This window comes from Streptomyces glaucescens (genome assembly GCF_002154375.1).
Classification (GTDB): domain Bacteria; phylum Actinomycetota; class Actinomycetes; order Streptomycetales; family Streptomycetaceae; genus Streptomyces; species Streptomyces glaucescens.
This window is the reverse complement of the sequence record NZ_MUND01000060.1, coordinates 1-10,980: the sequence shown is the minus strand read 5'-3', so window position 1 is coordinate 10,980 and position 10,980 is coordinate 1. Positions and strand designations below refer to the sequence as shown.

Sequence of the window (10,980 nt, the reverse complement as noted above, 5' to 3'; positions counted from 1 at the left end):
TCCTCGCGCAGCCGGCGCAGCGAGCGCCAGATGCTGGACTTCACCGTGCCGACACTGATGTCGAGGATGTCCGCGATCTCCGGGTCCGTGCGGCCCTCGTAGTAGCGCAGGACCAGCATGGTGCGCTGGAGCTCGGGCAGCCGGGCCAGCGCCTGCCACAGGACGGCGCGCAGCTCGGTGCCGCGCATCGCGTCCGTGTCACCGGCCGTCTCCGGCAGTTCCTCGGTCGGGTACTCGTTCAGCTTGCGGCGCCGCCAGGCGCTGATGTGCAGGTTGGTCATGGTGCGGCGGAGGTATCCGCCGACCGCCGCCTTGTCACTGATCCGGTCCCACGCCCGGTACGTCGAGAACAGCGCGCTCTGCAGCAGGTCCTCGGCCTCGAAGCGGTCGCCGGTGAGGTGGTAGGCGGTGGCGTACAGGGAGGCGCGGCGCTCCTGGACGTAGGCCGTGAACTCGGCCTCCGACAGCGAGCGGCGCTCCCCCGATTCCTCCCTGTACGCGGCTCCCCCGTGCGGTTCCCCCGTGAAACCGTCAACCACCGTCATGTAGGGCTGGCGCCCTTGCTGCGCAGAGGCGGTGTGCTGACGCCCGGTGCCGCGAGCGCACCCCCGCCCGCTCACGGCACCGGACTTCTCGGAACCCCGGTGCGTGTGCACGTCGTGCAGACGCGTGATCACTGCGCTGGTGCTGGTGCCGTGCAGCGTGTTCATCTCGCGCCCCCCGTCGTGGACTTCCGGTGTTCGGTCTTGCTTCCGTGCTGGTGTCGAAAAGCTTGCCCGGGGGACTTCATGGCCGTGTCCGCCGACTGTCACAGAGCTGTCACAGCGCTACGGCCGCCGCCCGAGTGTCGAATCCGGCACGGCCATGGGCCAGAATGAGCCCGTGCCTTCCCTGTTGCTGATCGAGGACGACGACGCCATCCGTACGGCCCTGGAGCTCTCACTGACGCGCCAGGGACACCGCGTGGCGACCGCTGCCAGTGGTGAGGACGGTCTGAAGCTGCTGCGCGAGCAGCGGCCGGATCTGATCGTGCTGGATGTGATGCTGCCCGGCATCGACGGGTTCGAGGTGTGCCGGCGCATCCGGCGCACGGACCAGCTGCCGATCATCCTGCTGACCGCGCGCAGCGACGACATCGACGTGGTGGTGGGCCTGGAGTCCGGCGCCGACGACTATGTGGTCAAGCCGGTGCAGGGGCGGGTGCTCGACGCCCGGATCCGGGCGGTGCTGCGGCGCGGGGAGCGCGAGTCGAACGACGCGGCGTCCTTCGGCAGCCTGGTCATCGACCGGGCGGCGATGACGGTGACGAAGAACGGGGAGGACCTGCAGCTCACGCCGACCGAGCTGCGGCTGCTCCTGGAGCTGAGCCGGCGGCCCGGTCAGGCACTGTCCCGGCAGCAGCTGCTGCGTCTGGTGTGGGAGCACGACTACCTCGGCGACTCGCGTCTGGTGGACGCCTGTGTCCAGCGGCTGCGCGCGAAGGTCGAGGACGTGCCGTCGTCCCCGACGCTGATCCGTACCGTCCGCGGTGTGGGCTACCGGCTGGATCCGCCTCAGTGACGGACGAGCAAGGGGGGATCCGCGGCTGGGCCGCGGTGCGCAAGGGAATGCTGTCGGGGCTGCGCTGGACCAGTCTGCGGCTGCGGCTGGTGGTGGTGTTCGGGCTGGTCGCGCTGACGGCCGCGGTGTCGGCGTCCGCGATCGCCTACTGGCTGAACCGGGAGGCGGTGCTCACCCGCACCCAGGACGCGGTGCTGCGCGACTTCGAGCAGGAGATGCAGAACCGCGCGGGTGCGCTGCCCGAGCATCCGGGCCGGGACGAGTTGCAGCACACCGCGGGCCAGATGGCGGCGGGCGGCCAGCAGTTCACCGTGCTGCTCGTCGCCCAGGACCGCGACGGCCGGACGGTGTACGGCAGTTCGGGCGGGCTGAACGGCTTCTCGATCGAGGACGTGCCGGCCTCGCTGCGGGCGGCGGTGAACAAGAAGCAGCCGCTCACCGCGGGCAACAGGTCGCCGTACCACCTCTACTGGCAGCGGACCGTCGACGACGGCACCCCGTATCTGGTGGCCGGCACCCGGGTGATCGGCGGCGGGCCGACCGGCTACATGCTCAAGTCGCTGGAGCCGGAGGCGAAGGACCTCAACTCGCTGGCTTGGTCGCTGGGCATCGCCACCGGTCTGGCGCTGATCGGCTCCGCGCTGCTGGCGCAGGCCGCCGCCACGACCGTGCTGAAGCCGGTGCACCGGCTGGGGGTCGCCGCCCGGCGGCTCGGCGAGGGCAAGCTGGACACCCGGCTCCGCGTCTCCGGCACCGACGAACTGGCCGATCTGTCGCGGACGTTCAACAACGCGGCGGCGGCGCTGGAGAAGCGGGTCGCCGACATGGCGGCGCGGGACGAGGCGTCCCGGCGGTTCGTGGCGGACATGAGCCATGAGCTGCGGACGCCGCTGACCGCGATCACCGCCGTGACGGAGGTGCTGGAGGAGGAGCTGGAGTTCGAGGGCGGTGGCATCGACCCCATGATCGAGCCCGCCGTACGGCTGGTGGTGAGCGAGACGCGGCGGCTGAACGACCTGGTCGAGAACCTGATGGAGGTCACCCGGTTCGACGCGGGCACCGCCCGCCTGGTCCTCGACGACGTCGACGTCGCCGACCAGATCACCGCGTGCATCGACGCCCGCGCCTGGCTGGACGCGGTCGACCTGGACGCCGAGCGCGGCATCCACGCCCGCCTCGACCCGCGCCGCCTGGACGTGATCCTCGCCAACCTCATCGGCAACGCGCTCAAGCACGGCGGTTCGCCGGTGCGGGTGTCGGTCCGGGAGGACGACGACGCGGTGGTGATCGCGGTGCGCGACCACGGGCCCGGCATCCCGGAGGACGTGCTGCCGCATGTCTTCGACCGGTTCTACAAGGCGAGCGCCTCCCGGCCGCGCTCCGAGGGCAGCGGGCTCGGCCTGTCGATCGCCCTGGAGAACGCGCACATCCACGGGGGTGAGATCACGGCCGCCAACTCGCCCGAGGGCGGCGCGGTGTTCACCCTGCGGCTGCCGAAGGACGCCTCGGAGGTGGCACGGCGGGACGCCGAGGAGGCCGCGGAGCAGGCGGGCGGCGCCGCGAAGGGGAAGGGTGCCTGATGAACGTACGCCGTCTGCTGTCGGTTCCCCTGCTCGCCGGAGTGCTCGGCGCGCTGGCCGCCGGGTGCGGGATCCGGGCCACGGAGGTGCCGACCGACTTCGGGCCCGCGCCGTCCCGCGCGAACTGCTCGCTCACCTCGCCGGACGTGACCACGCAGACCTCCCGAGGGATCCCGGTGCAGGTGTTCCTGCTGTGCGGCTCGTCGCTGGTGACGGTCGACCGGACGGTGCGGGTCGCGGAGGGCGCGACGGACACCGAGCGGCGGGTGCTGGTGGCCCAGGGCCTGCTGGACGTGCTGGCCGAGCCGCCGTCGCCGGCCGAGACGGAGGCCGGGTACGAGACGGAGGTGCCCGGCGGTACGACGGTCTCCGGCCCGCGGCCCAAAGACCCCGAGGACACCCTGCGGCTGAGCACGCCGCCGTCGGGTCTGGCCGGTCCCGCGCTCGCGCAGATCGTCTGTACGTTCTCCGACTCGGCGGCGGCCGAGGGCGACGGCTCGGTGATCCTGGGCGGCCCCGGCGACGAGGCGCCGCGCCGCTACGGGTGCACCGAGCAGGTCCGCGCCCGCCCGGGCGCGGCGGAGCCGCCGTCGTCGGGGGTGTCGGGCAACTGACCCCTCCCGGAGGGTGTGGCGGACGCCTCACCCATACGCGCCGGGCCGACGCGGAACCGATCCTGCCGAAGGCGGCGTCTAGGGGGGCGTGCAGCGTCAAGGCTCCATGGGCGGCAGCGCCGCGATCCGCATCCGGGTGACAGGAGGTGTCCTCCTCGTCGCGCACCTCGTGCTCGTCGCCTGGCTGACGCTGCGTCCACTGGACGTTCCCTGGGTGATGCCCGCCAATCTGCGTCCGCTGGACGGCATCCGGGCCGATCTGGCGCTGGGCTGGCCTCAGGCGGCCCGGGAACTCGGGGAGGGGCTGGCGCTGCTGGCGCCGCTCGGGGTACTGCTGCCGATGGCGGACGGGCGGCTGACCGTCTCGACGCTGGCCTCGTTCGTGCGCACGACCGCCGCCGGGGTGCTCATCTCGCTGGCCATCGAGCTGTTGCAGAGCGACGTGCCGGGGCGGGTCCTGGATGTGGACTCGCTGCTGCTGAACACCGCCGGGGTGGCCCTCGCGCATCTCGCGGTCGTCCCGGCGGGCCGGGCCCGGCTGCGCCGCCGGATGGCGGAGCGGCATCCGGCCGTACCTCGCCAGGAGGAGTCGTCTCAGGGTCGTACCCCGACGATTCCCAGGGTCGGGATCGCCCCGTGGAGCGACGCTTTGCCCCCTTCGTCTCCGTAACGTGGAGGGCAGATGAGGCAGCCGGCCGGGCCGCCTCGCCCGACGCTCTCGCGAGCTGAGAAGGAGTCGCCATGTCCCGCCTTGCCCGCCCCACCAGCGGACGGATGATCGGCGGAGTGTGCGCAGCGCTGGCACGGCGCTTCGGTACCTCCGCGACCACGATGCGGGTGATCTTCCTGGTCTCCTGCCTGCTGCCGGGGCCCCAGTTCCTGCTCTACCTCGCGCTGTGGCTCCTGCTGCCCTCGGAGGACAAGGCCGGCGGCGCGGCGGGCGCTGCCTGGTGATCCGGCGGGCCGGGGGACGCCGATGGGGCGCACCCCGGCCCGGGGTGCGCCCCATCGGCGCGTGCGCATGCCGGTCAGCCCAGCGGGACGCCGTTCACCGCCACGCCGTTGGTGGGCAGACCCTGCGCCGCCACGCCATTGGTGGGCAGACCCTGCGCCGCCACGGCGTTCGTGGGCAGACCCTGCGCGGGCAGACCGCCGAGCAGGGTCGCGGCCGGCGCCGTCCGCCCCTCGGCGAGCGCCTGCTGGGCGGCGGGCCGCGCGGCGGTCAGCCCCGCCTCCAGCGCGGTCTGCCCCTGGCCCAGCGCCTCGGCGGCGCCCGGCATCGCCTGGCTGAGGCTCTCCGCCGGGAGGGTGCGGGTCACGGTGTCCAAGACCTGGCCGGTGGCGTCCGGAAGAACCGGTGTGGCGGCGTTGGCGGCACCCGCACCGGCGGCGGCGAAGGCGGCACCGAGAGCGGCGACACCGAGGGTCCGGGCAGCAGACTGCTTCATAGTGAATTGCGTCCTTGACTGACTCGTGATGGGGATGACACGGGATGGGATAGGCGTTCAAGAACGAAAACACGCCCGGACCTCCCGCCGCAAACATCGAAATGCGGACGGATGGTGGACGCCCCTTCACGACCCCACGCTCCAGGTGAGCCCCAGGTCAGCCCTTACAGGGACGAAGCCGCTGGTGGACGCCGTCTACTGAAACAGCCATTCGGATTTCAGCTCGGCATATCCGGGCTTGATGACGTCATTGATCATGGCCAGTCGTTCATCGAAAGGAATGAACGCCGACTTCATCGCATTGACGGAGAGCCACAGCATGTCGTCGAGTGAATAACCGAAAGCCTCGACAAGGTGCTCGAATTCCCGGCTCATGCTCGTGCCGGACATCAGCCTGTTGTCGGTGTTGACCGTGACCCGGAAGTACAGGCGGCGGAGCAGGCCGATCGGGTGCTCGGCGTAGGAGCGGGCGGCGCCGGTCTGGAGGTTGGAGGTGGGGCACAGTTCCAACGGGATCCGCTTGTCGCGGACGTACGAGGCGAGCCGGCCGAGGCGGACGGTGCCGTCGGCGGCGGTCTCGATGTCGTCGACGATCCGCACCCCGTGGCCGAGCCGGTCGGCGCCGCACCACTGGAGGGCCTGCCAGATCGACGGCAGGCCGAACGCCTCGCCGGCGTGGATGGTGAAGTGGTTGTTCTCCCGCTTCAGGAACTCGAAGGCGTCCAGGTGACGGGTGGGCGGGTACCCGGCCTCGGCGCCCGCGATGTCGAAGCCGACGACGCCCAGGTCGCGGTAGCGGTTGGCGAGTTCGGCGATCTCCAGGGAGCGGGCGGCGTGCCGCATGGCGGTGAGCAGCGCGCCGACCCGGATGCGGTGCCCCGCCTCCCGGGCCCGGCGCTCGCCCTCGCGGAAGCCCTCGTTGACGGCCTCGACGACCTCTTCGAGGGTGAGTCCGCCGTCGAGGTGCTGTTCGGGGGCGTAGCGGACCTCGGCGTAGACGACCCCGTCCTCGGCCAGGTCCTCGACGCACTCGGCGGCGACCCGGAACAGGGCGTCGCGGGTCTGCAGCACGCCGACGGTGTGCGAGAAGGTCTCCAGGTACCGCTCCAGGGACCCGGAGTCGGCGGCCTCGCGGAACCACAGGCCCAGCTTGCCGGGGTCGGTCTCGGGGAGGCGGTCGTAGCCCGTGTCCTGGGCGAGTTCGACGATCGTGCCCGGGCGCAGGCCGCCGTCGAGGTGGTCGTGGAGCAGAACTTTGGGCGCTCGGCGGATCTGGTCCGCGCTCGGGGTGGTCCCCGTCCGGTCAGTCTGGCTCGTCATTTTCGCACTCTAACTCCTACGCGCGTAGATCGCGTTTCGGACATCGGCGTCGATACGGAACGGTGACCGCACGGACGGATGGCGTACCCCGCGTCTTCTGACACTGTTCTGTCATGGCACAGCAAGCGACGGCGGTTCGCAGGGCCCGGCTGGGGCGGGCGTTCGGTCCGGAGCCGAGGGCGGTGAGCGGTGTGGTACTGCTGCTCCCCGGCGGCGCGGAGCGCTCCGACCGAAGACCCTCGCCCCTTCTCGCGGCCGCGTCCGTACGGGCGTTGGGGCGGCGGTTGACCCGGGCGGGCGGCGCGGACGGCCTCGCCGTCCATGTCGTGCACTACCGCTACCGCGGCTGGAACGGCGGCGAGGCACGGCTCGCGAGCGACGCGGCCTGGGCCGCGGACGAGGTGGTGCGGCGGTACGGGGATGTGCCCGTGTGTCTCGCCGGGCTCGACATGGGCGGGCGGGCGGCCCTTCACGCGGGCGGGCACGAGGCCGTCAACTCCGTGGTGGCGATCGCCCCGTGGCTGCCGGAGGAGGACGTCGCGGCGCCACCCGAACCGGTGAAACAGCTGGCGGGACGGCGGGTGCTGGTCGTGCACGGCACCAATGACGAGCGGACCGATCCGGAGCTGTCGTTCCGGCTGGCGGCGCGGGTGAAGAAGGTGAACCGGGAGGTGTGCCGGTTCGAAGTGCACTCCGACCGGCACCGGTTGCGGCAGCACCGGGACGAAGTGCAGGCGCTGGTGGAGGACTTCGTGATGGGCGTGATGTTCGGGCGGCCGTTGTCACGGCCGGTCGAGGACGCGCTGGCGGCTCCGCCGCCGCTGGGGTTGCGGATGCCGCTCGCCTCCGGCTTCGGGACGTCGCTGCGGCGCCGTTGAGGGCGCTTGCCCTCTTCCGCGTGCCGGCTGTTCGCGGGGACCGCGCTCACGCGGCCGCACGCCGGCACGGTCCCGTGTGCGTCCCTTCGGGTGGGGGGCGGCGGCCCTCAGGTCAGCAGGGTGCCCTTCCTCGACAGCAGGAACTTCTTGAAGGCCGCGACCGGGGGTGTGTCCACGGTGCCCGCCATCCAGGCGACGCCGATCTCCCGGGCGGCTCTGGGAGCCGTGACGGTCAGTTCCGCCACGCCGGGGCGGGGGACGGCGGGCGGTGGCAGCAGGGCGACGCCCAGACCCGCGGCGACCAGGCCGCGCAGGGTCTCCGCCTCCTCGCCCTCGAAGGCCACCTTCGGGCGGAAGCCGGCCTCCGCGCACAGCGCGTCCGTGATGCGGCGCAGGCCGTAGCCCGGTTCCAGGGTGACGAAGGATTCGTCGGCGGCCTCCGCGAGGCGGACGCGCTTGCGGGCGGCCAGGCGGTGGTCGGCGGGGACGACCAGGCGGAGTTTCTGCTCGTCGAGGCGGCGGGCGACCAGGTCGGGGGCGTCGGGGACGGGCGAGGTGAGGCAGAGGTCGAGTTCGCCGGCGCGCATGCGTTCGAGCATGGCCTCGCCGTAGTTCTGGACGAGACTGAAGCGGACGCGGGGGTGCTCGGCGCGGAAGGCGCGGATCAGGCCGGGGACGGTCTCCGTGCCCATGGTGTGCAGGAACCCGAAGGCGACCTTGCCGGTGGCCGGGTCGGCGTCGGCGCGGACCTCCTCGGCGGCGCGCTCGATCTCCGCGAGGGCGCGCTCGACGGAGGTGAGGAAGGCGCGGCCGGCGGGGGTGAGGGCGACGGTCCGGCCGCGGCGGGCGAACAGCTCGACGCCGAGGTCCTGTTCGAGGCGGACCATGGCGCGGGAGAGTGTCGACTGGGGGACGTTCATCTCCTGGGCGGCGCGGGTGACGTGCTCGGTGCGGGCGACGCCCGCGAAGTACGCCAGGCGGGGAGCGAGCGTCATCGCCATGTCTTCTGTGTCACCGGACTGTGACAGGTGAGCCTGTGACCTCTGCTGATGCACCATGGGAACGATTATGGCGAATCCATGCATTGGACGGATGAGCTGAGGGGTCCGTACGTTCGAAGCATGTCTCCCGCCAGTACCGGGGCGTCCACCGTCGTGGGCGCCGTTCCGACCGTTCCCGACTCACGCATGGCCCCGGGCGGCCCTGGCTACCGCCGGATGAGCCTCGCCCTCTTCCTCGCGGGCGTCTCGACCTTCGCGCTCCTCTACTCCACGCAGGCCCTGCTGCCGCTGATCTCCGGTGACTTCGGGGTGACGGCGAGCGAGGCGAGCTGGACCGTGGCGGCCGCCACCGGCGGGCTGGCCCTGTTCGTCATCCCGATGAGCGCCCTGTCCGAGCGGTACGGACGCCGTACGGTCATGACGGCGTCCCTGGCGGTGGCGGTGACCGTCGCGCTGCTGGTGCCCTTCGCCTCCTCGCTGACCGCGCTGGTCGTCCTGCGGGCGGTGCAGGGCGCGGCGCTCGCGGGAGTGCCCGCGTCGGCGACGGCGTATCTGGCGGAGGAGGTCCGGCCCACGGCGCTGATCACCGCGATCGGGCTGTTCGTGGCGGGCAACAGCGTCGGCGGGATGAGCGGCCGGGTCATCACCGGCTGGGTGGCGCAGGAGTGGGGCTGGCGGGTCGCGCTCGGCGCCCTGGGCCTGGTCGCGGTGGGCTGCGCGGTGGCCTTCCGGCTGCTGCTGCCGGCTCCCGCGCACTTCACGCGCGGCTCGCTGCGCCCGCGGGTGCTGGTCCGCACGGTCCGCGACCACCTCGCCAACCCGCTGCTGCGCCGGCTGTACGCGATCGGCGCGCTGTTCATGACGGTGTTCGGCGGGGTCTACACGGTGATCGGCTACCGGCTGACGGAGGCGCCGTTCTCGCTCCCGCAGGGTGTCGTCGGCTCGATCTTCCTGGTGTACCTGGTCGGCACGGTGTCCGCCTCGGCGGCGGGGCGACTGGTCGGCCGGCTGGGCCGCCGGGGCGCGCTCTACCTGGGCGGCGGCACCACCGCGGTGGGGCTGCTGCTGTCGCTGGCGGACTCGCTGCCGCTGGTGCTGCTGGGCCTGGTGCTCATCACGGCGGGCTTCTTCGCCGGGCACGCGGTCGCCTCCTCCGCGGTCAGCAAGACGGCGGCGCACGGACGGGCGCAGGCCTCGGCGCTGTACCAGTCGGCGTACTACATCGGCTCCAGCGTGGGCAGTACGGCCGGTGCCGTGGCCTTCCACGCGGGCGGCTGGGCCGGGACGGTCGGGGTCGGGCTGCTGGCGGTGGCCGGGGTCGTCGGCATCACCGTGCTCGGGACGCTGGCGGCGGCGCGGGCCGGGACGGCCGCCCGGACCGCCTGACGGTCGCCGCCCCCGCACCTGCCCGGTCGCCCGGTGTGTGATCTCGTCCACCTTCCCCACCTGCGGGTCTCCCCACTCCGGGGGCCATTGTCAGTGGGCTGCGGTAGCTTCCGAAGTGCTGGAGCGCACTGGCGCGGCACCGGAACGGCCACAGGGGTGGGTGGACGATGAGCAACAGCACGGCAACGACGGATCTCGACGTCGAACTGGAGAAACACCGGGTCGAACTGACCGGCTACTGCTACCGCATGCTCGGCTCCTCCTTCGAGGCCGAGGACGCGGTGCAGGACACCCTGGTCCGCGCCTGGCGGAGCTACGAGAAGTTCGAAGGCCGTTCCAGCCTCCGCTCCTGGCTCTACCGGATCGCGACCAACGTCTGCCTGGACATGCTGACGGCCGGCAACAAGCGGGCGCGGCCGATGGACCTCACCGAGGCGACCCCGCTCGCCCAGGCCGCCCTCTCCCCCCGCCCGGACCACACCTGGCTGGAGCCGATGCCGGACTCGCGCGTGCTGCCGTCCACCGCCGACCCCGCGGAGGCCGCGGTCGCCAAGGAGTCGGTGCGGCTCGCGTTCATGGCGGCGCTCCAGCAGCTGCCCGCCAAGCAGCGGGCCGTGCTGATCCTGCGCGAGGTGCTGGCCTGGAAGGCGAGTGAGGTCGCCGAGCTGCTCGACACCTCGGTCGCCTCCGTCAACAGCGCCCTCCAACGGGCTCGCGCGACCCTCGCCGAGCGGGGCGACTCGGGCGCCGACGCGGCGGTGTCGGACCCGCTGGACGAGAAGCAGCAGAAGCTCCTGGAGCGCTATGTCGCGGCCTTCGAGGGCTATGACATGGCAGCGCTGACGGCGTTGCTGCACGAGGACGCCGTCATGACGATGCCGCCGTTCGACCTCTGGCTGCGCGGCCCCGGCGACATCACCGGCTTCATGACCACGGTCGGCTCCGCGTGCGCGAACTCGCGGCTGCGGCCCGTCGAGGTCAACGGCCTGCCCGGCTTCGCGCACTACAAGCCGGACCCGGAGACGGGCGGCTACACGCCGTGGGCGGTGCAGGTCCTGGAGATCTCAGACGGCCGGATCACCGGGTTCCACTTCTTCCTGGACACCAAGCGCTGGTTCCCGCTGTTCGGGCTGCCCCTCCACCTCGAAGCGGAGGCCGACCAGGTCGAGTAGGGCGTGCAGCGCCGGATCCGG

At 72.3% G+C, this 10,980-nt stretch carries 12 protein-coding genes; 8 read left to right on the top strand and 4 right to left on the bottom strand.

The window, feature by feature from the left end; genetic code table 11:
* Positions 1 to 710, bottom strand: a 710-nt coding sequence (locus CCN42_RS04915) for a SigE family RNA polymerase sigma factor (protein WP_086733235.1), incomplete at its 3' end; no start/stop codon positions are given.
* 172 nt (positions 711 to 882) lie between these two features.
* On the opposite strand from CCN42_RS04915, the gene afsQ1 reads away from it, so the two are divergent.
* The 5 genes from afsQ1 to CCN42_RS04890 all read left to right on the top strand — a co-directional run bounded on the left by afsQ1 (position 883) and on the right by CCN42_RS04890 (position 4,708).
* A complete protein-coding gene (afsQ1, locus tag CCN42_RS04910; protein ID WP_043503601.1) occupies positions 883 to 1,560 on the top strand; it encodes a two-component system response regulator AfsQ1 in 678 nt (225 codons plus the stop codon).
* A 47-nt stretch (positions 1,561 to 1,607) separates the two neighbouring features.
* Entirely contained in the window at positions 1,608 to 3,140 is a 1,533-nt protein-coding gene (locus tag CCN42_RS04905) for a sensor histidine kinase (RefSeq protein ID WP_086733236.1), read from the top strand.
* Positions 3,140 to 3,754, top strand: coding sequence for a hypothetical protein (locus CCN42_RS04900; protein ID WP_086733234.1), 615 nt, complete (start codon positions 3,140 to 3,142; stop codon positions 3,752 to 3,754). The genes CCN42_RS04905 and CCN42_RS04900 overlap by 1 nt, the downstream gene beginning before the upstream one ends.
* An 88-nt stretch (positions 3,755 to 3,842) precedes the next feature.
* Entirely contained in the window at positions 3,843 to 4,424 is a 582-nt protein-coding gene (locus CCN42_RS04895; protein ID WP_086733233.1) for a VanZ family protein, read from the top strand.
* Between the two features lie 71 nt (positions 4,425 to 4,495).
* Positions 4,496 to 4,708, top strand: a complete 213-nt coding sequence (locus CCN42_RS04890) for a PspC domain-containing protein (RefSeq protein ID WP_086733232.1) — start codon at positions 4,496 to 4,498, stop codon at positions 4,706 to 4,708.
* 74 nt (positions 4,709 to 4,782) lie between these two features.
* On the opposite strand, the gene CCN42_RS04885 is transcribed toward CCN42_RS04890, so the two are convergent.
* The gene (locus CCN42_RS04885) at positions 4,783 to 5,202 is read right to left on the bottom strand and encodes an ATP-binding protein (RefSeq protein WP_086733231.1); all 420 of its coding nucleotides are present in this window, start codon (positions 5,200 to 5,202) and stop codon (positions 4,783 to 4,785) included.
* Between the two features lie 195 nt (positions 5,203 to 5,397).
* Positions 5,398 to 6,522, bottom strand: a complete 1,125-nt coding sequence (locus CCN42_RS04880; protein ID WP_086733230.1) for an adenosine deaminase — start codon at positions 6,520 to 6,522, stop codon at positions 5,398 to 5,400.
* Positions 6,523 to 6,635: 113 nt separating this feature from the next.
* On the opposite strand from CCN42_RS04880, the gene CCN42_RS04875 reads away from it, so the two are divergent.
* Positions 6,636 to 7,400 (top strand): alpha/beta hydrolase, encoded by a 765-nt coding sequence (locus tag CCN42_RS04875; protein WP_086733229.1) that lies wholly within the window; start codon positions 6,636 to 6,638, stop codon positions 7,398 to 7,400.
* A gap of 107 nt (positions 7,401 to 7,507) precedes the next feature.
* Here CCN42_RS04875 and CCN42_RS04870 read toward each other — a convergent pair whose 3' ends face one another.
* Positions 7,508 to 8,458 carry a LysR family transcriptional regulator gene (locus CCN42_RS04870; protein ID WP_086733228.1) on the bottom strand — a complete coding sequence of 317 codons (951 nt, stop codon included), beginning with the start codon at positions 8,456 to 8,458 and terminating at the stop codon, positions 7,508 to 7,510.
* A gap of 63 nt (positions 8,459 to 8,521) precedes the next feature.
* On the opposite strand from CCN42_RS04870, the gene CCN42_RS04865 reads away from it, so the two are divergent.
* Both CCN42_RS04865 and CCN42_RS04860 read left to right on the top strand, forming a co-directional pair.
* Positions 8,522 to 9,787, top strand: coding sequence for an MFS transporter (locus CCN42_RS04865; protein WP_086733227.1), 1,266 nt, complete (start codon positions 8,522 to 8,524; stop codon positions 9,785 to 9,787).
* Positions 9,788 to 9,954: 167 nt separating this feature from the next.
* Positions 9,955 to 10,959 (top strand): sigma-70 family RNA polymerase sigma factor, encoded by a 1,005-nt coding sequence (locus CCN42_RS04860; RefSeq protein WP_086733226.1) that lies wholly within the window; start codon positions 9,955 to 9,957, stop codon positions 10,957 to 10,959.
* Positions 10,960 to 10,980: the final 21 nt, after the last annotated feature.

Bases quoted from the DNA above. Each gene is read 5' to 3' on its own strand.
- CCN42_RS04905 (WP_086733236.1), top strand. From the start codon at position 1,608: ATGCTGTCGGGGCTGCGCTGGACCAGTCTGCGGCTGCGGCTGGTGGTG.
- CCN42_RS04900 (WP_086733234.1), top strand. From the start codon at position 3,140: ATGAACGTACGCCGTCTGCTGTCGGTTCCCCTGCTCGCCGGAGTGCTC.
- CCN42_RS04890 (WP_086733232.1), top strand. From the start codon at position 4,496: ATGTCCCGCCTTGCCCGCCCCACCAGCGGACGGATGATCGGCGGAGTG.
- CCN42_RS04885 (WP_086733231.1), bottom strand. From the start codon at position 5,202: ATGAAGCAGTCTGCTGCCCGGACCCTCGGTGTCGCCGCTCTCGGTGCC.
- CCN42_RS04880 (WP_086733230.1), bottom strand. From the start codon at position 6,522: ATGACGAGCCAGACTGACCGGACGGGGACCACCCCGAGCGCGGACCAG.
- CCN42_RS04875 (WP_086733229.1), top strand. From the start codon at position 6,636: ATGGCACAGCAAGCGACGGCGGTTCGCAGGGCCCGGCTGGGGCGGGCG.
- CCN42_RS04870 (WP_086733228.1), bottom strand. From the start codon at position 8,458: ATGGTGCATCAGCAGAGGTCACAGGCTCACCTGTCACAGTCCGGTGAC.
- CCN42_RS04865 (WP_086733227.1), top strand. From the start codon at position 8,522: ATGTCTCCCGCCAGTACCGGGGCGTCCACCGTCGTGGGCGCCGTTCCG.
- CCN42_RS04860 (WP_086733226.1), top strand. From the start codon at position 9,955: ATGAGCAACAGCACGGCAACGACGGATCTCGACGTCGAACTGGAGAAA.